Genomic DNA, 26,039 nt, shown 5'->3' on the forward strand with positions numbered 1-26,039 from the left:
AGAAAGTGTAGGCGGGAAGGGGATTAAATTTTTTTCCTTATTGACACTGGTTTGTCAAAAAATGGGAAAATTATTTATCATTCAATATCTAGAATAGTGATTGATTCCCCATGGATAAAAAAGACAGCAATATTCTTTCTATCCTCCAGGAAGACGCCACGCTCTCGGTCAACGAGATCGCCGAGCGGGTCAGCCTGTCCCCCACCGCGTGCTGGAAACGCATCCAGCGCCTGACGCAGGAGGGGGTGATCCGCAAGCAGGTGTGCCTGCTCGACAACCGCAAGCTGGGCGTGGGAGTGACCGTGTTCGTGGCCGTCAAGACCAACCACCACGACCTGCAGTGGCTGCAGAAATTCGCCGCCGGGGTGCGCGACATGCCCGAGGTGGTCGAGTTCTACCGCATGAGCGGCGAGATCGATTACCTGCTCAAGGTCGTGGTTCCTGACATCCAGGGCTTCGACATGGTGTACAAGAAACTCATACAGGTCGTGGAACTCTTCGACGTCAGTTCGAGTTTCGCGATGGAAGAACTGAAATACACGACGGCGCTGCCGTTGGACTACGCTTGATCCTGCCGAGACCGCCATGGCCGTAGATGTCAAACGCTTTCCGTCCCTGTCCCACTGGGGCGCCTTCACCGCGGTCGTCGCCGACGGCCGCCTGCAGGCCTGCGAGCCGTTCGCGCTCGACCCGGCCCCGTCGCCCATCCTGCAATCCATGCCCGGCATGGTCCACTCGCCCCTGCGCATCGCCCGCCCCGCCGTGCGCGAAGGCTGGCTGCGCGACCGCGAGCGCGCCGATCGCGGCGCGCGCGGCAGCGACCGGTTCGTGGAAGTGGAATGGGACGTGGCCCTGAAACTGGTGGCCGAAGAACTGGCGCGCGTGCGGACCACGCATGGCGACGCCTCGATCTTCGGCGGATCCTACGGCTGGTCCTCGGCCGGCCGCCTGCACCATGCGCGCACGCAGACCCACCGTTTCCTGAACGCGGGCGGCGGCTGCGTCAACCAGGCCGGCAACTACAGCTGGGGCGCGGCGCAATTCCTGCTGCCGCACGTCATCGGCACCTATTCGCCGGTGACCGGGCGCGTCACCGACTGGAACAGCGTGGCCGCGCATACCCGGTTGTTCGTGGCCTTCGGCGGCATACCGCTGCGCAATACCCAGATCACCTCGGGCGGCGCCGGCGAACATTCCACGCCGCGCTGGCTGGCGCGCGCCCGCGAAGCGGGCGTCGAATTCGTGGTCGTCAGCCCCACCCGGGGCGACGTGCCGGAAGGCATCGATGCGCGCTGGATTCCCATCCGCCCGAACACGGACGCCGCGTTGATGCTGGCCATGGTCCACGTGCTGCTGACCGAGGACCGGCACGCCGCCGACTTCGTGCAGACCCACTGCGCCGGCTTCGATCGTTTCGCCGACTACGTCCTGGGCAAGGCCGACGGCCAGGCCAAGAGCCCCGAATGGGCACAGGAACTGTGCGGCGTGCCGGCGGCCGACATCCGCGCCCTGGCGCGTCGCGCGGCCGACACGCGCACCATGCTGACCTGCACCTGGTCCCTGCAGCGGGCCCATCGCGGCGAGCAACCCTATTGGGCGGCCATCGCGCTGGCTTCGGCGCTGGGGCAGATCGGCCTGCCCGGCGGCGGCTTCGCCTTCGGCCATGGCTCGATGAACGGCGTGGGCAATCCGCGGCCGGCCGCCGCCTCGCCCGAGATGTCCTCGGGCGCGAACCCCATCGGGCGCTCGATACCCGTGGCCCGCATCGCCGACATGCTGCTGCAGCCGGGCCAGCCCTTCGAGTTCAACGGCCGCAGCGACGTCTATCCCGACATCCAGATGATCTACTGGGCGGGCGGCAATCCCTTCCATCACCACCAGGACCTGAACCGCCTGGTGCGCGCCTGGAGCAAGCCCCAGACCATCGTCGTGCACGACAGCTGGTGGACGCCCACCGCGCGCCGCGCCGACATCGTGCTGCCGGCCACCACCACGCTCGAGCGCAACGACATCGGCGGTTCCTCGCGCGACCGCTTCGTGCTGGCCATGCACCAGGCGCTGGCGCCGCATGCGCAAAGCCGCAACGACTTCGACATCTACCGCGAGCTGGCGGCCATGGGCGGTTACGAGCAGGCCTTCACCGGCGGCCGCGACGAGTTCCAGTGGATACGCCACATCTATGACGGCATGGCCGCGGGATGGCGCGAGTCGGGGTTCGAGGCGCCCGGCTTCGAGGACTTCTGGCGCGCGGGCCACCTGGAGCTGCCGGAGCCGGCGCGCGAGTTCGTGCTGTTCGAGGACTTCCGCCGCGACCCCGCCGCCCATCCGCTCAAGACGCCGTCGGGCCGCATCGAGATCTATTCCGAGCGCATCGCCGGCTTCGGCTACGACGACTGCCCGCCCCATCCGGCCTGGGTGCCGCCGGCCGAATGGCTGGGCGCGGACCTGGCCGCGCGCTTCCCGCTGCACCTGGTCACCTCGCAGCCGGGCGACAAGCTGCACTCGCAGCTGGACGCCGGCGTCGTGTCCACCGCCAACAAGCTGCACGGGCGCGAGCGCGTACGCATGGCGGCCGAGGACGCGGCGGCGCGCGGGATCCACGACGGCGACCTGGTCAAGGTCTACAACGATCGCGGTGCCTGCATCGCGGCGGTATCGGTGCAGGATGGCGTGATGCCCGGCGTGGCCATCATGTCCACCGGCGCCTGGTTCGACCCCCTGGACGCGGCGCTGGAGCGCCACGGCAATCCCAATGTGCTGACGCTGGACGCGGGTACCTCGCGCCTGGCCCAGGCGCCCAGCGCGCTGTCGGCGCTGGTGGAGATTGGCAGGTGGGAAGGCGAGGCGCCGCGGGTCGAGGCGTTCGAGGTGCCGGCGATCAGCGCTGCGTGACCGGTTCGCCGGCCAACACGGCCTTGCGGCGCGAATACAGGAAATACACCGCGAGGCCCGCCAGCACCCATATGCCGAAGGCCAGCCAGGTGACCCGGTCCAGGTGCGCGATCAGGAACACGCAGCAGGCCACGGCCGCGAGCGGGACATAGGGAACGCCGGGGCAGCGGAAACCGCGCCGCAGGTCCGGTTGGGTGCGGCGCAGGACGATGACCGCCAGCGAGATCAGCGCGAAGGCGGTCAGCGTGCCGATGTTGATAAGCTCGGCCAGCACGGCCAGTGGGATGAGTCCGGCGATCAGCGCGAAGGCCAGTCCGACGGTCCACGTCAGCGTGAAGGGCGTCGCGTGGCGCGGGTGCAGGGTGGCCAGCCGTTGCGGCAGCAGGCCGTCGCGGGCCATGGCGTAGAGGATGCGCGTCAGGCCGTAGCTCATGACGAGGATGACCGTGGTCATGCCCAGGATCGCGCCCAGGTCCACCACGCCGGCCAGGCCCAGCTGCCCCGTACGCTGCAGGGCCAGCGACACGGGGTGGTCGGAGTTGGCGCTGAAGTCCTGGTAGGGCACGATGCCGGTCATGACCAGGGTCACGAGCACGTACAGCACGGTGCAGATCAGCAGCGAGCCCAGGATGCCGCGCGGCAGCGAGCGCTGCGGATCCCTGACTTCCTCGGCCGAGGACGCCACTGCGTCGAAGCCGATGAACGCATAGAACATCAGGGCCGCGCCGGCGTAGACGCCGCTCATGCCGTAGGGCATGAAGGGTGTCCAGTTCTCGGGCCGCACGTGGGTGGCGCCGGCGGCGATGAACAGCACCACCACCAGGATCTTGATCACCACCATCGCGTTGTTGACGCGCTTGGACTGGCGGATGCCGAGCGAGAGCAGGGCGGTGATGGCGGCCAGGACCAGGAAGGCGGGCAGGTTGAACAGCGAGGCGCTGCCGGACACCGCGCCCGGCGCGGCGCGCAGCGCTTCGGGCAGGTGCAGGCCGAAGCCGGCGATCAGCGATTGCAGGTAGCCGGACCAGCCGGCCGCGACGGCCGAGGCCGCCAGGCCGAACTCCAGTATCAGTATCCAGCCGATCAGCCAGGCCGGCAGTTCGCCCAGGGTGGCGTAGACATAGGTGTAGACCGAGCCCGATACCGGCAGCGAGGACGAGAACTCGGCATAGGACAGCGCCGAGAAAAAGCAGGCGATGGCCGCCAGGACGAAGGACAGCGACAACGCCGGGCCGGCGATCAGGCTGCCGGCGCCGGTCAGGATGAAGATGCCCGAGCCGACGACCGCGCCCACGCCCAGCATCACGAGATCGAAGGTGGACAGGTTCTTGCGCAGGCCGGCCGTCTGGCGCTGCGCCATCATGCTGTCTATGCTCTTGACGCGGAACAGGTCCATGGGCACCCCGCTGGATGTGGTGTCGGCGCGTTCTCGCCCGGTCCCTTGCCCGCATTCTCACACAGGTGTCCGGGCGAGGCGATTCTTGTCCGGGGGGCCTTTCTGCTGTTACAGTAGCGGGCTTGCGTCCCTGTAGTTCAATGGATAGAACAGGTTCCTCCTAAGAATCAGATCCAGGTTCGATTCCTGGTGGGGACGCCACCCGCCGCCTTCCCCTTCCCGTTTCTGCCCCCGTCATTTCCCAGCCTGCATGGCATCCGGCCAGCCCGATGGCTCGCCCAGGTTCGATATGCCGAACACATTGGCGCGGTTGAGCCGGGCGAATTCGGCGTGCAGCAGGTCCTGCACCGCGTCGTAGGCCGCCGGGCTGTCCCGCTCGATGCGGCGCGCCAGCACCAGCATGCGGTTCAGTTGCACGCCGGTGATTTCCGAGCCGGTCACCCGGCCCGCCGCGACCAGGTCCTTGAAGACCGAGATCGGCATGATGGTGGCCCAGCGGCCCCGGCAGACCAGTTCCCGGATGGCGTCGACCGAATCGATCTCCGCCTCCAGCCGCAGGTCCACGCCCAGCGGCATCAATTGCCGGTCCACGATGTCGCGGTGCAGGGACGTCATCAGGAGCGGCATGCGATGCAGTTGCGTGGCCGGGATGACGGGCCCCAGGCCCAGCGCGGCGTTGGCGATCAGCGCGAAGGGTTCGCCCAGCAGCGGCTGCAGGGCCAGCGAGCCGCCCGGGCTGGGGTTGGTGACCACGGCCATGTCCACCACGCCGCGTTCCACCCATTCCAGCAGCGAGGGCGTGAAGGCCTCGCGCATCTTGAGGCGGATGCCGTCCAGGCCCCGCCGCGATTGCTCGAACAGGCCCGGCACCAGCACCGCGGCCAGGGTGGGCGAGATGCCTATGGTGACCGTGGTGGCGGCGCTGGCCGGGCGCTGCGTCATCTGCCGGCGCAGCCGGGCCGCCTCGGCCAGCATGCGCTGCGCGGATTCGTACAGTGTCAGCCCGGCGGCCGTCAGCCGCACGCCGCGCGCGCCCCGTATCAGCAGGGGCTGGCCCATTTCCCGTTCCAGCTCGCGGAGCTGGCGGCTGAGCGCGGGCTGGGCGATGGAGACGGCCTGGGCGGCCGCGCTCAGGCTGCCGGCATCGACGATGGCGACGAAGTACCGCAAGGTGCGCAGATTCATGGCTAACCCGAAGATTCCATATCAAGATGATATGGCTTGGAGCGAGTTCTGTATTGGATTTCTACCCCGACGCTCTCTAGCATTGGCCGTCAACGCGCTGTGGCATGGACGGACATGGGTGTAGATAACAATTCGATATCGGTTTCCCTGGAAAAACTGGAGCGATTCATCGCCGCGGCGCTGCGGCGCGCGGGGCTGCCCGAGGCCGATGCCGCTACTGTGGCCGGGCTGATGGCCCAGGCCGACCTGCAGGGCTCGGACGGCCATGGCATCATCCGGCTGCCCCAGTACATACGGCGGATCCGGTCGGGCGGTATCAACGTGCGGCCCGACATCCGGGTGGTGGCCGACATGCCGGGCATGGCCATCGTGGACGGCGACAACGGCATGGGGCATCTGGTGGTGTCGCGCGCGACCGAGCTCGCGATCGATAAGGCCAGGACCCAGGGCGCGGCCTGGGTGGGCACGCGCCGCAGCAATCATGCCGGCCCGGCTTCGCTGTATTCGGCCATGCCGCTGCGGCACGACATGGTCGGCATCTATTTCGCGGTGGGCAACGCCAATCACCTGCCGCCCTGGGGCGGTACCGACATGCTGCTGTCGACCAATCCCATCTCGGTCGGCGTGCCGGCGGGCGACGAGCCGCCGGTGGTGCTGGACATGGCGACCACGGTCGCGGCCTATGGCAAGGTCAAGGCCAAGGCCAAGCGCGGCGAGATGATGCCCGAAGGCTGGATGATCGACCGCGAGGGCCGGCCGCTGCTCGACCCCACGCGTTCGGACGAGGGTTTCCTGATGCCCATAGGCGGCCACAAGGGCTACGGCCTGGCCCTGATCGTGGGCCTGCTGGCCGGTACGCTGAACGGCGCCGCGATGGGGCGGGACGTCGTCGATTTCAACAAGGACCATGTCACGCCGACCAATACCGGACAGGCCATGCTGGTCCTGAACCTGGCCGCCTTCGGGCCGGTCGGGGGCTTCAAGGAGGCGGTCGACCGGCTGGTGGGAGACTTGCGCGGCAGCGCCCGCATGCCCGGCACCGATCGCATCTGGATACCCGGCGAACAAAGCCACGCGCGCCGCCAGCGCTACCGGGAAACGGGCATTCCCGTCTCCCGCGGCGTGGCGGCCGAACTGGACCAGCTGGCCAGGGAACTGGAGATCCCGCCCCTGGCCTAGCCGACCGCAGATTCGTTCCCAGACACCACCCGCATAGACGGGGGAGGAGACAGACATGAAGTCCATCATCGCAAGCGTGGGCATGGCGTTGCTGGTCTGCGCGGGCACCCCCGCGCGGGCGGCCGACGCCTATCCCGCCAAGCCCGTCCGCATGGTGATCCCGCTGGCTGCGGGCTCCGCGGTGGACAAGGCGGTCCGGATCGTGGTCCAGAAGATGTCCGAGGACCTGGGCCAGCCCTTCGTGGTCGAGAACATTCCCGGCTCGTCGGGGCTGATCGGCGCGGACAAGGTGGCCAAGGCCGCGCCCGACGGCTACACGCTGGGGGGCTTCAACGACAGCATCCTCACCATGATTCCGCACATCTATCCCAACATGCCGTGGCATCCCCTGAAGGACTTCGATCCGGTCTCGCTGGTGGCGACGGTCGAATGGGGGCTGGTGGTGCCGGCCGATTCCCCCTACAGGACGGCGGCCGATTTCATCGCCGATGCGCGCGCCAATCCCGGCCGCATCAACTACAGCTCGGGCGGCAACGGCAGTCCGCAGCACATCGCGATGGCACTGTTCGCCAGGAAAGCCGGCCTGGACATCGTGCACGTGCCCTACAAGGGCGCCACGCCGGGCGCCGTCGCGGTGGCGGGAAAGGAAGTGCAGGCGGGATTCCAGGGGCTGGGAACGGTGGCGGGGCTGATCCAGGGCGGCAAGGTGAAGCTGCTCGCGGTCTCGACGAAGGAGCCGCTGGCGCAGTTCCCCGGGGTGCCGACGGTGGACACCTCCGGCCTGCCGGGATTCTTCTTCGATTCGTGGGCCACGATCGTCGCGCCGCACGGCACGCCCCGGCCCATCGTCGACCGCCTGCACCAGAGCGTGGTGAAGGCGCTGGCCGCGGCCGACGTCAAGGCGCAACTGGCGCCGCTGGGCATGACGCTGCGCGGCATCGGTCCCGACGAATTCGGGGCCGCCACGCGCGGCAACTTCGACCTGTACCAGCAACTGATCCGCGACGGCAACATCCAGTCCAACTAAGGTCAAGGAGCCCATGATGAACGTCACGCCCTCCCGGGCCGTCCTGCTCAAGGCGGCCGAGCTGCCCGTCCACGACCGGGGCGGCGGCGCGCGCACCACGCCGCTGGTCGGCCGCCAGGCCGGCGCCCAGGGCTTCCTGACGGGCTACACCGAATTCGCGGCGGGCGCGCAGATTCCCTTCCATTTCCACAACTGCGAGGAAAGCGTCGTGCTGATCGAGGGCGAGGCCATGCTCGACATCGACGGCGAATCGCATCCCCTCAAGGCGCACGACGCTACCTACATTCCGCCAGGCGTGCCGCATCGCTTCCGCAACCTGTCGGCGACGCGGCCGATGAAGATCCTGTGGATCTACGGCTCGCCGGACGCCACCCGCAGCCTGGTGGAAACCGGCGAGACCCGGCCGATCGCGGCCGAGCACGGCAGGTAGCGCGGGTGGGATCAGGCCGCGGCGCGCGCCTCGGCCGACAACTGCACTTCCTCGGTGGTCGCGCGCCGCAACTCGCGCCGCTGCGCGAAGTCGAAGCGCCGTCCCCGGTGCAGGGTGGCGGTGTTGTCCCACATGACCAGGTCGCCCACGCGCCAGTGGTGGCGGTAGACGAATTCGCGCTGGGTCGCGTGTTCGAGCAGGTCGAGCAGCAGCATGCGGCCCTCGGCCACGGTCATGCCCACGACTTCGCAGGCGTGGATGCCGACGAACAGGATCTTGCGGCCCGACCGTGGGTCGGTCTGCACCAGCGGCCAGCGCACGGCGGGCAGGGCGTCGCGCTGGGCCTGGGTGTACTCGGTGTCGCCCAGCAGGAAGCGCGAGTGCAGGGCGTAGTGCACGGCCTGGAGATCGCCGATGGCGGCCTTCATGCCGTCAGGCAGATGATCGTAGGCCGCGCGCAGGTCGGCGAACTCCGTCTGGCCGCCGTCCTGCGGGACCACCACCGCCGACAGCATCGAATACTTGGCCCGCGGGCGCTGGAACGAGCTGTCGCTGTGCCAGAGCTGGTTGGCGATGTTGCCGACGATCTTGGCGTGGTCGCGGCCGGCGACCGAGCCGTCGACGGTGACGTTCGAGATGTCGGCCAGTTCCGCATGGTCGAAGCGGTGGGCGCCGCCCTTGACCTTGCGCAGGCCCAGGTCCAGCGGGCCGAAGCCTTGGGCGAAGCGGATCTGCTGGTCCTGGTCCAGCGGCTGGTCGCGGAACACCAGCACGGCGTAGTCGTCCATCGCCTGTTCGACGGCGCGGACGGCGGCCGCGTCCAGCGGCCGGGCCAGGTCCAGTCCCGAGGCTTCGGCGACGAAGCCGGGGGTCAGGGGCGTGAGTGAAAGTGCCATGGTGCGAGTCTCTCCTTGTCGGGGTTCATTCGATCCTGATGCCGGCGGTCTTGACCACCTTGGCCCATTTGTCGATCTCGGCGTCGATCAGCGCGGCGTATTGCTCGGGCGTCGAGCCCACGGGCTCCATGCCCAATTGCTGCATGCGCGCGGCCAGGTCGGGCGCCTTCACGATGCGTCCGATGTCCGCGCCCACGCGCCGCCGCAGGTCGGCGGGCACCCCCGCCGGCTCGACGATGCCTATGGTGCTCATGGCCGAGAATCCCGGCACGGTCTCGGCGATCAGGGGGATGTCGGGGTGGCTCGCGGCCCGTTTGGGGCTGGCCAGCGCGATCAGCTTGAGCCGCTTGTCCTCGACGTAGGGCATGGCCGAGAACATCACGTCGAACAGCAGCGGCACGCGTCCGCCCACCACGTCCTGCTGCGCCGGGCTGCTGCCCTTGTACGGCACGTGCACCAGCTCGATGCCCGCCATGTGGGCCAGCAGCTCGCCGGCCAGGTGCGTGCCCGTGCCCACGCCGGGCGTGGCGTAGCTCAGCTTGCCCGGATTCTTGCGCGCATAGGCGATCAGCTCGGGCACGGTGTCGACCGGCAGCGAGGGATGCGCGAACAGGCCGAAGTGCGTCAGCGCGACCTGCGAGACGGCGGCCAGGTCCTTGCGCGTGTCGTAGGGCAGCGAGGGCTGCATGCTGGGGTTGATCATCAGCGCGCTGATGGCCATGCCCAGCGTGTAGCCGTCGGCGGGCGCCCTGGCGACCGTGTTGGTGCCGGTGATGGTGCCGCCGCCCGGCTTGTAGTCGACCACGACCGGCTGCTGCCAGGCGGCCTGCATCTTTTCGGCCAGCATGCGGGCGATCGTGTCGGTGGGGCCGCCCGGCGCGAATGGCACGATGAGCTTGACGGGGCGGTCGGGCCAGGCTTCGCCCTGGGCGGCCGAGAGGCGGGGCGCGGCCGCGGCGGCGAGCAGCGCGGCCAGCGCGCTGCGCCGCCCGGGGCGGGGAGGAAAGTCGGGCATGCGTGTCTCCTTGTTTTTTCTGGTGGGGGATGGGCGGATGGCCTTATGCGGACGAGGCGGCCATCCGTTTGCGTGGCGCGGGCGGCGCGGCGGTCAGCGCCGTACCGCAGATGCCGCCGATCTCGTCGGCGAAATCGGCCGCCGCGCGCAGCAGCCGGGGGATGACGAGGTCGTGCAGTTTGTCGGGCGTGATCAGGAACGAGGGGCCGCCGCAGTTGATCGCGAACACCTCGCCGCTGGGCGCCCGCACCGGCGTGGCGACGGCATTGATCTGCGCGTGCCATTCGCCCTGCGATGCCGCGTAGCCCAGCCGGCGCGCCTTGCGCAGCGCGGCGTCCAGGCGCGAGGCGGTCACGGTGCTGCCGGCGGCCAGCGTGTCGGCGCCCACGGTGGCGCAGGTCAGCGGATCCACGCCGGACAGCCAGGCCCGTCCCAGCGCGGAACTCGCCAGCGACATGCGGGTGCCGACGTCGGCGCCCAGGAAAGCCACTGCCGACCGGGCGCGGGCCGCCTCGACCACCAGGATGTCGGTGCCGTCGCGCAGGCCCAGGAAGGCCGAAGCGCCACAGGCTTCGGCCAGCGCCACGAGATGCGGCCGCGCCAGGCGGCGCGCATCGAGCGCGCCCAGGAAGGATTGCGCCAGGCGCACCACGCCGGCGGCCAACTCGTACTTGTCGGAGTCCGGACAGGGACGCAACTGGCCCAGCGCGACCAGCGTGGAGATCAGCCGGTAGGCGGTGGGGCGGGGAATGCCGGTGGCCTCGGCGATGTCGCCGTTGCCCAGCGGTCCCGGGGCGCGGGCGAAGCAGTCGAGCACGGCGAAGCCGCGTTCCAGGGCGGTGACATTGGCTGGCGGCTTGGTGCGGCGGCGCATGGCGTGAGCGGGTTCCGGATGGGCGGCCCGGGATGGCCGCCGTCGGAAATCACTCTAGGATCGCCGCTTCGTGAAGACAACCATTTCCAAAAACCATTTTCATTTTTCCGCTTTTGGATGCGGAGTCGTCCCTCAGGCCGGCGGCTCGGTGCTCAGCAGCGCTTCCTCGATCGCGGCGGGCGTCAGGTCCGGCGCCAGCTTGCCGACGAACTCGTACAGGTGGCGCGGCCAGTACGCGCCCCGCCGCGCCAGCGCGTAGACGATGCTGGTCGGGAAAAGATGGTCCACCGGGCGCGCGTCGAGCTTGCGGTCGCGCGTGCGGGAATAGGCGATCAGCGGGATGACGGCCAGGCCCACGCCGGTGGCGGCGTAGCTTTTCATGATTTCCACGTCGGTGCCGCGCATGGCGATCTTGGGCGACAGGCCGGCGGCGGCGAAGGCCTCGTTCACCCGTCGGCCGATGGCGTGCTGTTCGCTGTAGGTGATGAGCGGGTGGCGGGCGATGGCCTCCAGCGTCAACGGCGAAGCCTCGAACACGGGATGGCCGCGCTCGCCGATCAGCACATGCTTGAGCTTGTAGCAGGGGATGGTGGCCAGCGAAGGCGGCAGGATCTGCGGCGCCGTGGACAGGCCGAGATCGACCTCGCCGGTGGCGACCAGGTCGGCGATCTCGGACGGCGTCGCCTGCACCAGGTGCAGGCCCACGCCCGGATGGCGGCGCGTGAATCCGGGCACGATGTCCTGCAGCGCATAGCGCGCATGCGTGTGCGTGGTGGCGATGGCCAGCCTGCCGCCGGCCTCGCGCCGGTGGTCGGCCACGATCAGCGAGATGTCCTCGGTCGCCGCCAGGATGCCGCGCATGCATTGCAGCACCTGCCGGCCCACGTCGGTCAGCCCCAGGATGCGGCTCTTGGCGCGGATCAGCAGCGCCACGCCCAGACTGTCCTCAAGCTGGCCGATCTGCTTGCTGACTGCCGACTGGGTGGTGTGCAGGGCGCGCGCCGCCCGCGACACGCTCATGTCATGGTCGACGACGGCGCAGAACGCGCGCACTTGCTGGAGTTTCATCGGGGTATTCCAGGAATACGTTTCCAAAATGGAATAGACATCCGCAATTTATCATTTCTCGGAAACGAAAGGCAGGTCTACGATGGGCTCCGTACAAGAGAACTCCAGCGAGACAGCACCGTGACCTCCGACACCACGCCCGCGGCCCTCGACGCGTTGCAAGCCTGGGTGGGCCGCAGCGAGACGAACGCCGACGTCGTCACCCCCCAACTGGCCGAACGCCTGTCGGCCACCATCGAGTCCTCGCGCGGCGCCGCGTTCGCCCGGGGCGCCGAATTCCCGCAGATGTGGTACAGCGTGCTTTTCCCGCGCGTCGTGCCGCGTTCCCAGCTCGGCCGCGACGGCCATCCGGCGCTGGGCGACTTCCTGCCGCCCGTGCCGTTGCCCAAGCGCATGTTCGCCGGCAAGCGCATCCAGTTCGTCGCGCCCATCCGCATCGGCGACGAGCTGGAGCGGGTGTCCACCATCGCCTCGGTCACGCCCAAGCAGGGCAGCTCGGGGCCGCTGGTGTTCGTGACCGTGCGCCACGTCGTCAGCAACGCCGCCGGCGCCGTGGTGATCGAGGAGCAGGACGTCGTCTATCGCGACAGCACGCTGGCCAAGGATGGCGGCGCGGCCAAGCCCGCCGCGCCCGCTTTCGAGGCCCGGCACCGGTCCGACACCATCGTGGCCGATGCCGTGATGATCTTCCGCTACAGCGCGCTGTGCTTCAACGGCCACCGTATCCACTACGACCAGCCCTATGCCACCGAGGTCGAAGGCTATCCCGGCCTGGTGGTCAACGGCGGCCTGGGCGCGTTGTGCGCCGCTGAACACCTGCACGAGGCCTGGGGCGGCGCGCGCCTGTCGCGCCTGACCACCCGCAACACCTCGCCGCTGTTCGAGGGCATGCCCTTCCGCATCGAGAGCCGCGCGGGCGCGGAGCCCGGCGCGATCGAGTTCCGCGTCGTGACCGAGGCGGGCAAGACCACGCTGCAAGGCTCGGCCATGAAGGAGGCGGCATGATGGCATCCGCATCGCAACAGGCCGGGCGCGCGCCGCTGGAAGGCCTGCGTATCGTCGACCTGACGCAGGTGGTGGTGGGCCCCTACGCGACACAGTTCCTGGCGGACTTCGGCGCCGAAGTCATCAAGATCGAGCATCCCTCGGGCGATCTGGCGCGCTGGATAGGCGGGCGTTCTCCCACGCCCGGCATGGCCGCGAAGTACCTGCATCTGAACCGCAACAAGAAGAGCCTGGCGCTGGACCTGAAGAAGCCCGGCGCGCTCGATGCCCTGAAGAAACTGATCGCGTCGGCCGACGTGGTGGTGCACAACATGCGGCCGCCGGCGGCGGCGCGCCTGGGCTTGTCGGCCGAGGACCTGATCCGGCTCAAGCCCGATCTGATCTATTGCAGCGTGGTGGGCTTCGGCCAGGAAGGGCGCTATCGCGACAAGCCGGCCTACGATTCCATCATCCAGGGCGCTTCGGGCCTGGCGGCGATCAACAACGGCGGCGACGGCCAGCCGCGCTTCGTGCCCATGGTCATCGCCGACCGCACCGTCGGCGTGATGGTGGCCAACAGCATCCTGATGGCGGTGGTGCAGCGGCTGCGGCACGGCGGTCCCCAGGTGGTGGAGGTGCCCATGTTCGAGAGCATGACCGCCTTCGTGCTGGCCGAGCACATGTTCCTGAAGACCTTCGATCCGCCGCTGGGCGCCACCGGCGACTCGCGCCTGCTGGACCCCAATTCGCGGCCCGTGCGCACCGCCGACGGTTATCTTTGCGTGACCGCCAACACCGACGCCCAGGTCTTCGCGATGTTCGACGCGATGGGCCGGCCCGAACTGCGGACCGACCCGCGCTTCGCCGAGAAGCGCGCCCGTTTCGAGAACATCGGCGAGATGTTCCGCATCCGCAACGAGGTGTTCGCGACGCGGACCACGGCCGAATGGCTGGAGGTCCTGGAAGCCGCCGACATTCCCGCGATGCCGCTGCATACGCTGGACTCGGTGCTGGACGATCCGCACCTGGCCGACACCGGGCTGTTCCAGAAGATCGAGCATCCCACCGAAGGCACGATCACCAACCTGCGCAACCCGGTCCGCTTCTCGACCTACGAGCCGGCGCTCAAGTGGCCCGCGCCGCATATCGGCGAACACAGCATCGAACTGTTGCGCGACGCCGGACTGGGCGACGAGGACATCCAGGCCATGGTGGCCAGCGGCGCGACGGTGGACCATGCCGCGGCCCGGGAGGCGACACGATGACGAGCATGGCGGAACGAGCGAAGCAGCGCGAGCTGCCGGTCTGGCGGTCGCTGCTGTACGTGCCGGCGAACGTGCCGCGCTTCATCGAGAAGGCGCACACCCGCGGCGCGGACGCGATCATGCTGGACCTCGAGGACAGCGTGCCGGTTTCCGAGAAGGCCGCCGCGCGCGAGGCCGTCGCGGCCGCCGCCGCGCAGGTGCGGCGTGGCGGGGCGGACGTGCTGGTGCGCGTGAACCGTCCGCTCGGCCTGTGCGTGCGCGACGTCGAGGCCAGCGTGGGCGCGGACGTGGACGGGATCGCCATCACCAAGGCGGACGGCCCGTCGCACGTGCGGCTGCTGGACGAACTGGTGACCGAACTGGAGGCCGACCGCGGCCTGGCCATGGGGCATACCCGCTTCCTGGTCATGATCGAGACGCCCGAGGCGTTCGAGCAGATGACCGACATCGCCCGCGCCTCGCCGCGCGTGGCGGCCATCAACATAGGCGGCGAGGACTTCGCCCTGAACGGCGGCTTCGAGCCCACCGACGAGGCGCTGCTGATGCCCAAGCAGCGCATGATCCTGGCGGCGCGCGCCGCCGGCGTCATGCCGCTGGGCTACATCGGCACGGTGGCCGACTTTTCCGACTGGGACCGGTTCCGGGCCATGGTCAGGCGCTCGCGCCAGTTCGGTTTCGACGGCGCGAGCTGCGTGCATCCGGGGCAGGTCGCCATCGTCAACGAGGAGTACGGGCCGCGGCCCGATGACGTGGCGCATGCCGTGCGCGTCATCGAGGCGGCGGAGCAGGCGCAGGCCGAAGGCCGCGCGTCGTTCCAGCTGGACGGCAGGATGATCGACATTCCGGTCATCGAACGGGCCCGAAGGCTGATCGCGCGCCAGCGGCGCATCGAGGCCCGGGGCGCCCGTCCCTGAGGCCACGGGGCGGCGGGCTCCAGGGCCCGCCGCCCACATATCAATACACACAGGAGACCCATCGTCATGTTCAAGCAAGTCCTTACCTCGGCCATCGTCTGCGCCGCTTTCGCCGCTCCGCTGCACGCGGCCGACAACTATCCGTCCCGGCCCATCACCCTGGTCGTTCCGTTCACGCCGGGCGGCAGCACCGACATCATCGCGCGCGTCATGAGCAAGCAGCTGGGCGCGGCGCTGGGCCAGCCCATCGTCGTCGAGAACAAGCCCGGCGCGGGCGGCATCGTGGGCACGCAATACGCCAAGTCGCAGCCGGCCGACGGTTACACGCTGATCATGGGCGCCATCGGCACCTTCGGCGCCAACGCCACGCTGTATCGCCGCCTGCCCTACGATCCGGTCAAGGACTTCGCCCCGATCTCGCTGGTGGCCGGCGTGCCCAACGTGCTGGCGGTCAATCCGGCCAAGCTGGACGTGCGCACGGTGGACGAGCTGATCAAGGCCGTGCGCGCCAAGCCCAACGGCTACGACTACGCCTCGGGCGGCAACGGCAGCGCGGCCCACCTGGCCACCGAATACTTCAAGCTCAAGGCCAACATCCAGATCCAGCACGTGCCGTACAAGGGCACGGCGCCCGCGCTGAACGACCTGGTCGGCGGCGTGACCTCGCTGGTGCTGACCGGCTATCCGCCGCTCTCGCCGTTCTTCCAGGCCGGCCGCCTGCGCCCCATCGCGGTGGCCACCGCCAAGCGCCTGCCGCAACTGCCCGACGTGCCGACCATCAGCGAAACCAAGGGCCTCGAAGGCTTCGAGGCCAGCCAGTGGTACGGTCTGCTGACGATCGCCGGCACGCCCAAGCCCATCGTCGACCGCCTGAACAAGGAGATCGTGGCGGCGCTGAAGAATCCGGAGACCCTGGAGCAGTTCCGCAAGGAAGGGCTGGAGCCGATGTACAACACGCCCGAGGAATTCGCCCAGTACATCAAGGACCAGATCCAGCTCTGGCGGCCGGTCATCCAGAAGGCCAACATCATCATCGATTGACGGCCCGCGGCGGCCCGGACGTTCCCGCGGGCCGCCGGCCTTGCGCTACTGCTTGAGGTTGAGCTTGGGTACCAGGGTCTTGAAGGCCTGGCCCTGCCGGGCCACGTCGGACGAGAACTCGGCCAGGTCGGCGTAGGCGGGTGTCAGGTTCTGCTTGCGCATGGTGGTCTGGAACTCGGTCGACTGCGACAGGGTCCGGGCCGCCGCGCGCCATTTCTCCACCGCCTCGGCAGGGGTGCCCCTGGGAACTCCCACGCCGCGCCAGACGCTGAACAGCAGGTCGTGGCCCAGTTCCTTGAAGGTCGGAACCTGGCCCAGCGTCTCGATCCGTTTCTCGGACATCACCGCCAGCGTGCGCAGCTTGCCGGCCTCCACGTGCTGGCGCAGTTCGGCATAGGCCACCGTGGTGGCCTGCACGTCGCCCGACAGCAGGCCCATGATGGCGGGCGCCGACCCCTGGTAGGGCACGTGCGTGAACGCGATGCCCGCCGATTCGCCCAGCGCCGCGGCCGCCATGTGCGGCACCGTGCCGTTGCCGGCGTTCGAGATCGCGACGCGGCCCGGGTTGGCCTTGGCATGGGCCAGGAATTCCTGGATGGTGCGCCAGGGCGCGTCGGCGCGCACCGTGATCGACGACGGATCGTCGGTGAAGCGGGCGATGGGCTGGAACTCGTCCACGGTGGTCTTGCCTATGCCCATCAGCGGCACGACCAGCATCTCCGGCGTCATGAGGACCAGCCGGTAGCCGTCGGCCGGGCCGGTGGCCACGTAGGACCAGCCGATCGAGCCGCTGGCCCCGGGTTTGTTGACCACGTAGACGGTCTGCGGAAAGATGGGGCGCACCGCGTCGGCGATGGCGCGGGCGGTGTTGTCGCTGCCGCCGCCGGGCTGGTAGGCGACGACGAGTTCCACGGGCTTGGCCGGATAGCCGGCGGCCCAGGACGAAGCCAGCGCGGACAGGCTGGCGAGCGAGGCGCAAAGCAGGCGGGCGAGGTTCATGGTGCGGTCCTTCTGCTGTGGGAAAGCCCCCGGTGGCGCCTGGCGCCGAGGGGGCGGGGATCAGTAGTCGTATCCCAGCCGGCGCAGGCCGGCCTGGGTCTCGCGGACGATGGCGATGGTGCGTTCCCGTTCGGCGCCCGACAACGGGAGCCGGGGCGGCTTGACGGTTTCCGCGGTGCCGTCGATCAGGTGTTCGGCCAGCTTGATGTGCTGCACCAGCTTGGCCACCGTATCCAGGTGATACAGCGGCGTCAGCACGCGATACAGTTCGCGCGCCTTGTCGAAGTCGCCGGCGGCGGCCAGCGCCAGCAAGTCCACCGATTCGCGCGGCACCGCGTTGGCCATGCCCGATACCCAGCACCGGACGCCCAGCGCGGCGCTCTCGACCACCAGGTCGTCGACGCCGCACACCACCGCCAGGCGGTCGCCGAAGCGGGTGATGAGATCGGTGACGCGCGTGGTGTCGTAGGACTCTTCCTTGAGCGCGACGATGCTCGGCTCTTCCAGCAGGCGGGCCACCACGTCGGGCGTGAGGTCCACGCCGTAGCCGCGGGGATTGTTGTAGAGCAGGATGGGCAGGGGCGAGGCCTGCGCCACCGCGCGGTAGAAGGCCACCGTCTCGTCGTCGTCCGACTTGTAGGTCAGGCCGGGGAACACCATCAGGCCGTCCACGCCCAGCGCATGCGCGTCGCGGGCGAAGGCCGCGGCCCGCTCGGTACTGGTCTCGGCCACGCCGGACAGCACCGGCACGCGGCCCTTCACGGTGTCCAGCGCGATGCGCAGCACTTCCTGCTTTTCCTGGGGCGACAACTGGGCGTTTTCGCCCACCATGCCCATCATCAGCACGCCGTTTACGCCACGGGCGATCAGGCGTTCCAGGCCGGCGCGGATGGCGCCGGCGTCCAGCGAGCAGTCGGGTTTGAGCTTGGTCGTGACGGCGGGAAACACGCCTTGCCATCGGATCGTCATGCAGGTGCTCCTTGAAATCTGCAGTAAGGATATTGATTACTTTATATTGGATCCAATTTAAAAGTCCATGAAAAACGGCCAGGGAGGCCGTCGTCAGCTTGGCGGGTGGCCGCCGGTGGCTGTTGGATAGTGGATCCAATATACTGCTATTAAAGTCCCAAGTCCGTCGCGCGTCTGTCGGGGTTTACCTGGACCCCGCCATTTTTCCTTCGCCATGCCCAGAAACGATCTTTCTCCGTCTTCCCCCGCGTCCACCGGCAACCGGCTGGTGCGCCGGACCACGTCCGAACTGGTGGCCGAGGCGCTGCGCGACCGCATCCTGGCGGGCGCGATCCCGCCCGGTTCGCCCCTGCGCCAGGAGTCGTTGGCCGACGAACTGGGCGTGAGCCGGATCCCGGTGCGCGAGGCCATCCGGCAGCTCAGCGCCGAAGGGCTGGTGGATGCCATTCCCCACCGTGGGGCCTTCGTCTCCATGCTGTCGCGCGCCGAGGTCGAGGAATTGTTCGACATCCGCCTGCGCCTGGAGCCCTGGCTGGTCCACGAGGCGGCCACGCGGATCTCGGAAGAGGAACTGGCACTGGCCGAGCAATGCGTGGCGCGGATGGACACGGCGGGGCCCGACCAATGGGGCCAGTTGAACTGGCAATTGCACGAAGGGCTGTACCGGGCGGCCCAGCGGCCGGCCGCGCTGGCCATCGTGCGCGGCCTGCACGAGAAGTCCGAGCGCTATTTCCGCTTCCAGGTGGTCAACGCCCCGATCCGGCAGCAGGCGCACCAGGAACACATGGCGCTGATCTCGCTGTGCCGCGGCCGGCAGGCCGACGAGGCCCGATCGGTGCTGGAACGCCACATCGGCGACGCCGCGGAACAGATCCTGGCCATCGTCGAACGCCTGCTGGACCAGGCGCCGGGCCGCGATCCGGCGTAGCGGGAGCGGTGCGACTACAATGCGCAGGCCGTGGCCGGTCGCGCACGCACCGGCGCCACGGTTTTCCACGATCCTGTCTTTCATGCCGTCGCAGCCTCTTTCTTCTTCGATCCCGTCGTCCCGCTCAGGAAACATCGTCGTCTGCGCGTCGCTCGTGCTGCTGTTCGCGATGGGCGTGCGCGCGACCTTCGGCCTGTTCATGCAGCCCATGGGGCTGGTCCATGGCTGGGGACGCGACGTGTTCTCGCTCGCCTTCGCCATCCAGAACCTGGTGTGGGGCGTCTCGGCCATCCTGATGGGGTCGGTGGCCGACAAGTGGGGCTCGGGCCGGACCATCGTCGCATCCGCGCTGCTGTGCGCGCTGGGCCTGGTCGGCACGCGCTATGCGGGGTCCGAGGCCATGCTGTACCTGTGCGGCGGGGTGCTGGTCGGGCTGGGACAGGCCGGCACCACGTTTGCCGTGCTGCTGCCGGTGGTGGCGCGCGCCGTGCCGCCCGAGGGCCGCAGCACCGCGATGGGCATCGCCAGCGCGGGCGGATCCATGGGGCAGTTCGTGGTCGTGCCCGCCGGGCAACTGCTGATCGATCATTTCGACTGGACCGGCGCGCTGTGGGCGCTGTCGGCGCTGATGCTGCTGGCGCTGCCGCTGGCGTCGCGCCTGACGGGCAAGCCGGCGCACGCAGCCGGCTCCCAGTCGCTGGGCGCCGCGGTGCGGCAGGCCATGGGGCACGGCTCCTACCACTTCCTGTTCTGGAGCTACGCGGTCTGCGGCTTCCACACGGCCTTCATCACGCTGCACCTGCCCGCCTTCGTGGTGGACGGCGGCCTGAAAGCCTCGGATGGCGCGCTGGCCATCGCGCTCATCGGCCTGTTCAACGTGTTCGGTTCGTACTGGGCCGGCCGCATGGGCGGCCGCCACAGCAAGAAGCACCTGTTGGCGCTGCTGTACGCGACGCGCTCGGCGGCGATCATGCTGCTGATCCTCTTGCCGCTGACGCCGGCGGTGCTGTATGCCTTCTCGGCCCTGATCGGCCTGGTCTGGCTGGGAACCGTGCCGCTGACCACCGCGCTGGTGGGACAAATCTACGGCATGCGCTATGCCTCGACGCTGACGGGCATCGTATTCTTCGGCCATCAGATCGGCAGTTTCGTGGGCGTCTGGCTGGGCGGCAAGCTGTATGTCGCCACCGGCAGCTACGATGCGGTCTGGTGGATCTCGGTCGCGCTGGGCCTGGCCGCCGCGGCGCTGTGCATGCCCGTGCGCGAGCGCGCATTGGTGCCGGCATGAGTTCCGCCGGAAACAGGAGCGATGTCCATGGCCGATTCCAGCAGGCAGGAGCAACCCGGGGGGCGCGGGCGCGCCTGGCGGACAGTCCTTGCCTGCGCTTTGCTTGGCGCCGTGCTTGCGGTAGCCTTCGTGGGCTATTTGCGCCCGCAACTCGTCGTCGGATGGGAAGGGCTCATGGCCCTGTGCGGCTTTTGAACGCCGCCCGCCGGGGAAGGAATGGGTGCCCAAAAAATGGGCGTGCCAGTCCGACCCGCATGGTTAGGCCCTCCATCCGTAAAATACCCTTCATTTTCCACAGTCGCTGGGGATAACTTGGCCACTCGCTACAACGAAGCTTCCATCCGGGTGCTGAAGGGGCTGGAGCCCGTCAAGCAGCGCCCGGGCATGTACACCCGAACCGAAAACCCCCTGCACGTCGTGCAGGAGGTGATCGACAACGGCGCCGACGAGGCGCTGGCCGGCTACGGCAAACATCTGCAGGTCACCCTGCACACCGACGGCAGCGTGACCGTCGAGGACGAAGGCCGCGGCATTCCCGTCGGCCTGCATCCCGAGGAAAACGCGCCTGTCGTCGAGCTGGTCTTCACCCGCCTGCACGCGGGCGGCAAGTTCGACAAACAGGGCGGCGGCGCCTATTCGTTCTCCGGCGGCCTGCACGGCGTCGGCGTCTCGGTCACCAACGCGCTGTCCTCGCGCATGGAGGTCACGGTCTGGCGCGACGGCGCGGCCCACCGGCTGGTGTTCCAGCACGGCGACGTGGTCGAGGAGCTGGCGCAGGTCGCCGATCCCACGCGCAAGAAAAGCGGCACGCGCGTGCGCTGCTGGCCGGACCCCAAGTATTTCGACAGCGGCGCCATCCCCATGGGCGAGCTGTCGCGCCTCCTGCGCAGCAAGGCCGTGCTGCTGCCCGGCGTGAAGGTCACGCTGCGGGTCGAGAAAACCGGCGAGACCCAGACCTGGCTGTACGAGCAGGGCCTGCGCGGCTACCTGACCGAGGCGCTGGCCGGCGCCGAACTGCTCATCCCCCTGTTCGAGGGCGAGCAGTACGCCGGCGGCGACAACGAGAACTTTGCCGAGGGCGAGGGCGCGCAGTGGGTGGTGGCCTGGACCGAGGACGGCAACGTCGTGCGCGAGTCCTACGTCAACCTGATCCCGACGCCGGCCGGCGGCACGCACGAGGCCGGGCTGCGCGACGGCCTGTTCAACGCCGTCAAGGGTTTCGTCGAACTGCACAACCTCAGCCCCAAGGGCGTCAAGCTGTTGCCCGAGGACGTGTTCGCGCGCGCCAGCTTCGTGCTGTCGGCCAAGGTGCTCGATCCGCAGTTCCAGGGCCAGATCAAGGAACGCCTGAACAGCCGCGACGCGGTGCGCCTGGTGGGCGGCTTCTCGAAGCCCGCGCTCGAGCTGTGGCTGAACTCCCACGTCGAATACGGCAAGAAACTGGCCGAGCTGGTCATCCGCCAGGCGCAGTCGCGCGTGCGGGCCACGCAGAAGGTCGAGAAGCGCAAGAGCTCAGGCGTGGCGGTGCTGCCCGGCAAGCTGACCGATTGCGAGAGCAGCGACGCCACCCGCACCGAGGTCTTCCTGGTCGAGGGCGACTCGGCCGGCGGCTCGGCCAAGATGGGGCGCGACAAGGAGTTCCAGGCCATCCTGCCGCTGCGCGGCAAGGTGCTCAACGCCTGGGAGGTCGAGCGCGACCGCCTGTTCGCCAACAACGAGATCCACGACATCGCGGTGGCGATCGGCGTCGACCCCCACGGTGCGAACGACGATCCCGACCTGTCGGGCCTGCGCTATGGACGCGTCTGCATCCTGTCCGACGCGGACGTGGACGGATCGCACATCCAGGTGCTGCTATTGACGCTGTTCCTGCGGCATTTCCCCAAGCTGGTCGAGGCCGGGAACGTGTACGTGGCGCGCCCGCCGCTGTTCCGCGTGGACGTGCCGGCCCAGGGCAAGCGCCCGCCGCGCAAGCTCTATTGCCTGGACCAGGGCGAGCTGACCGCGGTCGAGGACAAGCTGCGCAAGGAAGGCGTGCGCGAAGGGTCCTGGAGCATCAGCCGTTTCAAGGGCCTGGGCGAAATGAGCCCCGAGCAGCTTTGGGAAACCACGATGAACCCCGACACCCGCCGCCTGCTGCCGGTCACCTACGGCGAACTCGGCGCGGACGAGACCACGCGCATGTTCGACATGCTGATGGGCAAGGGTGAGGCCGCGCAGCGGCGCTCGTGGCTGGAAGAGAAAGGCGACCTCGCCGAGGTGGATATTTGATGACGGACGAACAACAACCCGGCCTGTTCGAGCGGCCGGGCGGCGATGCCGCGATCACGCTGGCGCGCTATGCGGAGCAGGCTTATCTGGATTACGCGGTATCGGTGGTCAAGGGCCGGGCGCTGCCCGACGTCAGCGACGGCCAGAAGCCCGTGCAGCGGCGCATCCTGTACGCGATGCAGGCCATGGGGCTGGGTTCCAACGCCAAGCCGGTGAAGTCGGCCCGCGTGGTGGGCGACGTGCTGGGCAAGTACCATCCCCACGGCGACCAGGCCGCCTATGACGCGCTGGTGCGCATGGCGCAGTCGTTCTCGCTGCGCTATCCGCTCATCGACGGACAGGGCAACTTCGGCTCGCGCGACGGCGACGGCGCCGCGGCCATGCGCTACACCGAGGCGCGCCTGACGCCCATCGCCCGGCTGCTGCTGGACGAACTGGACGAAGGCACGGTCGACTTCATTCCCAACTACGACGGGTCGTACCAGGAGCCCAGGCAGTTGCCCGCGCGCCTGCCCGTGGTGCTGCTGAACGGCGCCTCGGGCATCGCGGTGGGCATGGCCACCGAGATCCCGCCGCACAACCTGCGCGAAGTGGCGCAGGCCGCGGTGGCGCTGCTGAAGAATCCCAGGATCGCCGACGACGAGCTGTACGGCCTGCTGCCCGGGCCCGATTATCCCGGCGGCGGCCAGATCATCACGCCGCGGTCCGAGATCGCCCAGATCCTCAGTTCCGGCCGTGGCTCGATCAAGGTCCGCGCGCGCTGGAAATTCGAGGAAATGGCCCGCGGCCAGTGGCAACTGGTGGTTACCGAACTGCCGCCCTCGACTTCCGGCCAGAAGGTGCTGGAGGAGATCGAGGAACTCACCAACCCCAAGGTGAAGGCGGGCAAGAAGAGCCTCTCGAACGAACAGCAGCAGACCAAGGCGGCCCTGCTCGGCCTGCTCGACGCGGTGCGCGACGAGTCGGGCAAGGACGCGGCGGTGCGGCTGGTGTTCGAGCCCAAGACCTCGCGCGTGGACCGCGACGAATTCGTCAACACGCTGCTGGCCCATACGTCCATGGAAAGCAGCGCGCCCATCAACCTGGTGGCGGTGGGCAACGACGGACGGCCGCGCCAGAAATCGATGCGCGAGATCCTGGACGAGTGGCTGGCCTTCCGTACCCAGACCGTCACGCGCCGCTCGCGCCATCGCCTGGACAAGGTGCTGGACCGCATCCATGTGCTGGAAGGGCGCATGGTGGTCTACCTGAACGTGGATGCCGTGATCAAGGTCATCCGCGAGTCGGATGAACCGCGGCCCGCGCTGATGCAGGCCTTCAACCTGACCGAACGCCAGGCCGAGGACATCCTGGAGATGCGCCTGCGGCAACTGGCGCGCCTGGAAGGTTTCAAGATCGAGCAGGAGCTCAAGAACCTGCAGGAAGAGCAGGGCAAGCTCGAGGAACTGCTGGCCAATCCGGCCTCGCTCAAGCGCCTGATCGTCAAGGAGATCGAAGCCGACGCCAAGCAGTACGGCGACGACCGCCGCACGCTGATCGAGGCGGCCGAGCGCGCCACCATCGAGGCCAAGGTCATCGACGAGCCGGTTACCGTGATCGTGTCGCAGAAGGGCTGGCTGCGCGCCCGCCAGGGCCACGGCCACGATGCCAGCCTGTTCACGTTCAAGGCGGGCGATGCGCTCTACGGCGCGTTCGAATGCCGGACCACCGATACGCTGATCGCGCTCGGCAGCAACGGCCGCGTCTACTCGGTGGCCGTCAGCGCGCTGCCCTCGGCGCGCGGCGACGGCGTGCCGGTGACCACGCTGATCGACCTGGAAACCGGGTCACGCATCCTGCACATGATCGCGGCGGCGCCCGAGAGCCGCTGGCTGCTGGCCACCGAGCGCGGCGTCGGCTTCGTCACGCGCCTTGGCGACATGGCCACGCGCCAGCGCGGCGGCAAGCAGTTCATGACGCTGGACGAAGGCGACAGCCCGCTGCGCCCCGTGCCGGTGTTCGACAGCGCCGACTCGCTCGCGCTGCTGACCGACAAGGGCCGCTTCCTGGTGTTCGGCCTGGCCGAGGTCAAGGCCCTGTCGTCGGGCGGCCGCGGCACGGCGCTGATGGACATCGATCCCAAGGACACCCTGGCCCAGGTGGTGCCGGTCGGGCCGGCGGGGCTGCGGATCACGGGCATCTACCGCAACAAGCCGCACGAAGAGATCCTGTCCGCCGGCGGGCTCGCGGTCTACGTCGGCAAGCGGGCCCGCAAGGGCCGGCTGCTGGATGCCAAGCCCAAGCAGCCCGTGCTGTCGCCGGTGCTGTAGCGCCATGATGCGGCGGGGGGCGGCGGCGGTCCTGGCGGCGTGCGCGGTGGCGGGGTGCTCCCCCGTCAACCCGTACTACGATTCCAGCCAGCCGCACCATACGCCGCACGGGTTCCGCAACCTGTACTCGTATGCCCAGCCAGGCACGCTGGATTTCTGGCGCTGGCAGTTCGACCGGTGGGCGCAGGGCCTGCCGCCGCCCCCGACCGAGTCCCTGGCTCCGGTCGTGGCGGACACCGCGTGGCTGAAGGAGCCTTCGCCAGACGTGCGGGTCAGCTGGGTCGGACATTCCACCCTGCTGGTGCAACTGGGCCAGTTCAATCTGTTGACCGATCCGGTGTTCTCCGAGCGCGCCTCGCCCTTCGGATTCATGGGGCCCAGGCGTCACCAGCCCCCCGGCATCGCGCTGGCGGACCTGCCGCACATCGATGCCGTGGTGATCTCGCACAACCACTACGACCACCTGGATTTCGAATCGGTCAAGGCGCTGGCGGCCCAGCCCGGCGGCCCGCCCGTCTTCATGGTGCCCCTGGGCGTGGACGTCTGGTTCCGCCGGAACGTGCCCGAGGTCACCGACCTGCGGCCGCTGGACTGGTGGGGCCAGACGATGGTGGGCGATGCCATCCTGACGCTGCTGCCGGTGCAGCACTGGAGCGCCCGCACGCCCTTCGACCGGAACGTGTCGCTATGGGGCGCCTGGGCGGTCCGGACGCGCGAGCCCGCGTTCAATTTCCTGTTCGGCGGCGACTTCGGCTATTCCAAGGACATCGCCACCATAGGCGAGCGCATGGGGCCCTTCGACCTGGCCGCGCTGCCGATAGGCGCCTATGCGCCGCGCTGGTTCATGCGCGGCCACCACATGAATCCCACCGAGGCCGTGCAGGCTCACCGGGATCTGGACGCCAGGACCTCCGTGGCCATCCATTGGGGTACCTTCGAGCTGGCCGACGAGGCCCTGGACCAGCCGCCCCGCGACCTGGCGCGGGCCCGCCGCTACGCAGGCGTCCCGTCCGACGAGTTCTTCGTGATGCGCCATGGCGAGAGCCGGGTCTGGCGCGACGGCCGCTGGCTGATCCGCGCTCCAGAGAATTGACCCCCCCTACGCGCTT

At 68.9% G+C, this 26,039-nt stretch carries 22 protein-coding genes and 1 tRNA gene; 15 read left to right on the forward strand and 8 right to left on the reverse strand.

The window, feature by feature from the left end; translation table 11 throughout:
* Positions 1-110: 110 nt before the first annotated feature.
* The gene (locus tag EV675_RS24720; protein ID WP_087781515.1) at positions 111-569 is read left to right on the forward strand and encodes an Lrp/AsnC family transcriptional regulator; all 459 of its coding nucleotides are present in this window, start codon (positions 111-113) and stop codon (positions 567-569) included.
* Positions 570-585: 16 nt separating this feature from the next.
* Entirely contained in the window at positions 586-2,892 is a 2,307-nt protein-coding gene (locus EV675_RS24725; RefSeq protein WP_130360984.1) for a molybdopterin guanine dinucleotide-containing S/N-oxide reductase, read from the forward strand.
* On the opposite strand, the gene EV675_RS24730 is transcribed toward EV675_RS24725, so the two are convergent.
* The gene (locus EV675_RS24730; protein ID WP_130360986.1) at positions 2,879-4,288 is read right to left on the reverse strand and encodes an amino acid permease; all 1,410 of its coding nucleotides are present in this window, start codon (positions 4,286-4,288) and stop codon (positions 2,879-2,881) included. The two genes, EV675_RS24725 and EV675_RS24730, sit on opposite strands and share 14 nt — an antisense overlap.
* Before the next feature lie 126 nt (positions 4,289-4,414).
* Here EV675_RS24730 and EV675_RS24735 point away from each other — a divergent pair.
* A tRNA-Arg gene (locus EV675_RS24735) sits at positions 4,415-4,489 on the forward strand.
* A gap of 33 nt (positions 4,490-4,522) precedes the next feature.
* Here EV675_RS24735 and EV675_RS24740 read toward each other — a convergent pair.
* On the reverse strand, positions 4,523-5,473 hold the full coding sequence (locus tag EV675_RS24740; RefSeq protein ID WP_130360988.1) for a LysR family transcriptional regulator: 951 nt from the start codon (positions 5,471-5,473) through the stop codon (positions 4,523-4,525).
* Positions 5,474-5,587: 114 nt separating this feature from the next.
* On the opposite strand from EV675_RS24740, the gene EV675_RS24745 reads away from it, so the two are divergent.
* From EV675_RS24745 to EV675_RS24755, 3 genes are read left to right on the forward strand one after another with little or no spacing between them, the layout of a single operon-like run.
* Positions 5,588-6,652, forward strand: a complete 1,065-nt coding sequence (locus EV675_RS24745; RefSeq protein ID WP_130360990.1) for an Ldh family oxidoreductase — start codon at positions 5,588-5,590, stop codon at positions 6,650-6,652.
* Between the two features lie 55 nt (positions 6,653-6,707).
* Entirely contained in the window at positions 6,708-7,679 is a 972-nt protein-coding gene (locus EV675_RS24750) for a Bug family tripartite tricarboxylate transporter substrate binding protein (protein WP_130360992.1), read from the forward strand.
* 16 nt (positions 7,680-7,695) lie between these two features.
* Positions 7,696-8,109: a cupin domain-containing protein gene (locus tag EV675_RS24755; RefSeq protein WP_242621586.1), complete on the forward strand. Its 414-nt coding sequence runs from the start codon at positions 7,696-7,698 to the stop codon at positions 8,107-8,109.
* A gap of 11 nt (positions 8,110-8,120) precedes the next feature.
* Here EV675_RS24755 and EV675_RS24760 read toward each other — a convergent pair whose 3' ends face one another.
* From EV675_RS24760 to EV675_RS24775, 4 genes are all read right to left on the reverse strand, one after another.
* Complete coding sequence (locus EV675_RS24760) at positions 8,121-9,005, reverse strand: TauD/TfdA dioxygenase family protein (RefSeq protein WP_130360996.1); 885 nt, start codon at positions 9,003-9,005, stop codon at positions 8,121-8,123.
* A gap of 25 nt (positions 9,006-9,030) precedes the next feature.
* Positions 9,031-10,020, reverse strand: a complete 990-nt coding sequence (locus tag EV675_RS24765) for a tripartite tricarboxylate transporter substrate binding protein (protein ID WP_130360998.1) — start codon at positions 10,018-10,020, stop codon at positions 9,031-9,033.
* A 43-nt stretch (positions 10,021-10,063) separates the two neighbouring features.
* Positions 10,064-10,894, reverse strand: coding sequence for an IclR family transcriptional regulator (locus tag EV675_RS24770; protein ID WP_130361000.1), 831 nt, complete (start codon positions 10,892-10,894; stop codon positions 10,064-10,066).
* Between the two features lie 132 nt (positions 10,895-11,026).
* Positions 11,027-11,962: a LysR substrate-binding domain-containing protein gene (locus EV675_RS24775; protein WP_130361002.1), complete on the reverse strand. Its 936-nt coding sequence runs from the start codon at positions 11,960-11,962 to the stop codon at positions 11,027-11,029.
* A 120-nt stretch (positions 11,963-12,082) separates the two neighbouring features.
* Here EV675_RS24775 and EV675_RS24780 point away from each other — a divergent pair, with 120 nt between their 5' ends.
* The 4 genes from EV675_RS24780 (at position 12,083) to EV675_RS24795 (ending at position 16,166) form a co-directional block, all read left to right on the forward strand.
* Positions 12,083-12,967: an HTD2 family dehydratase gene (locus EV675_RS24780; protein WP_165404763.1), complete on the forward strand. Its 885-nt coding sequence runs from the start codon at positions 12,083-12,085 to the stop codon at positions 12,965-12,967.
* On the forward strand, positions 12,964-14,211 hold the full coding sequence (locus EV675_RS24785) for a CaiB/BaiF CoA transferase family protein (protein WP_242621587.1): 1,248 nt from the start codon (positions 12,964-12,966) through the stop codon (positions 14,209-14,211). Before EV675_RS24780 ends, EV675_RS24785 begins: the two co-directional genes overlap by 4 nt.
* A 5-nt stretch (positions 14,212-14,216) precedes the next feature.
* A complete protein-coding gene (locus EV675_RS24790) occupies positions 14,217-15,125 on the forward strand; it encodes an HpcH/HpaI aldolase/citrate lyase family protein (RefSeq protein ID WP_130361006.1) in 909 nt (302 codons plus the stop codon).
* Between the two features lie 66 nt (positions 15,126-15,191).
* Complete coding sequence (locus tag EV675_RS24795; RefSeq protein WP_130361008.1) at positions 15,192-16,166, forward strand: Bug family tripartite tricarboxylate transporter substrate binding protein; 975 nt, start codon at positions 15,192-15,194, stop codon at positions 16,164-16,166.
* 45 nt (positions 16,167-16,211) lie between these two features.
* Here the strand turns inward: EV675_RS24795 and EV675_RS24800 are convergent, their stop codons facing one another.
* The gene (locus EV675_RS24800) at positions 16,212-17,165 is read right to left on the reverse strand and encodes a tripartite tricarboxylate transporter substrate binding protein (RefSeq protein ID WP_130361010.1); all 954 of its coding nucleotides are present in this window, start codon (positions 17,163-17,165) and stop codon (positions 16,212-16,214) included.
* A gap of 60 nt (positions 17,166-17,225) precedes the next feature.
* On the reverse strand, positions 17,226-18,134 hold the full coding sequence (locus tag EV675_RS24805) for a dihydrodipicolinate synthase family protein (RefSeq protein WP_130361012.1): 909 nt from the start codon (positions 18,132-18,134) through the stop codon (positions 17,226-17,228).
* A 214-nt stretch (positions 18,135-18,348) separates the two neighbouring features.
* On the opposite strand from EV675_RS24805, the gene EV675_RS24810 reads away from it, so the two are divergent.
* From EV675_RS24810 to EV675_RS24830, 5 genes are all read left to right on the forward strand, one after another.
* Positions 18,349-19,062, forward strand: a complete 714-nt coding sequence (locus EV675_RS24810) for a GntR family transcriptional regulator (RefSeq protein WP_130361014.1) — start codon at positions 18,349-18,351, stop codon at positions 19,060-19,062.
* 82 nt (positions 19,063-19,144) lie between these two features.
* Positions 19,145-20,350 carry an MFS transporter gene (locus EV675_RS24815; protein ID WP_130361016.1) on the forward strand — a complete coding sequence of 402 codons (1,206 nt, stop codon included), beginning with the start codon at positions 19,145-19,147 and terminating at the stop codon, positions 20,348-20,350.
* Positions 20,351-20,662: 312 nt separating this feature from the next.
* Positions 20,663-22,621, forward strand: coding sequence for a DNA topoisomerase IV subunit B (gene parE, locus EV675_RS24820; protein WP_242621588.1), 1,959 nt, complete (start codon positions 20,663-20,665; stop codon positions 22,619-22,621).
* Positions 22,621-24,930 carry a DNA topoisomerase IV subunit A gene (gene parC / locus EV675_RS24825; protein WP_130361018.1) on the forward strand — a complete coding sequence of 770 codons (2,310 nt, stop codon included), beginning with the start codon at positions 22,621-22,623 and terminating at the stop codon, positions 24,928-24,930. The genes parE and parC overlap by 1 nt, the downstream gene beginning before the upstream one ends.
* 4 nt (positions 24,931-24,934) lie before the next feature.
* Positions 24,935-26,023 carry an MBL fold metallo-hydrolase gene (locus tag EV675_RS24830; RefSeq protein WP_130361020.1) on the forward strand — a complete coding sequence of 363 codons (1,089 nt, stop codon included), beginning with the start codon at positions 24,935-24,937 and terminating at the stop codon, positions 26,021-26,023.
* Positions 26,024-26,039: the final 16 nt, after the last annotated feature.

Source organism: Pigmentiphaga kullae, from assembly GCF_004216695.1.
GTDB classification, from domain to species: Bacteria; Pseudomonadota; Gammaproteobacteria; order Burkholderiales; family Burkholderiaceae_B; genus Pigmentiphaga; species Pigmentiphaga kullae.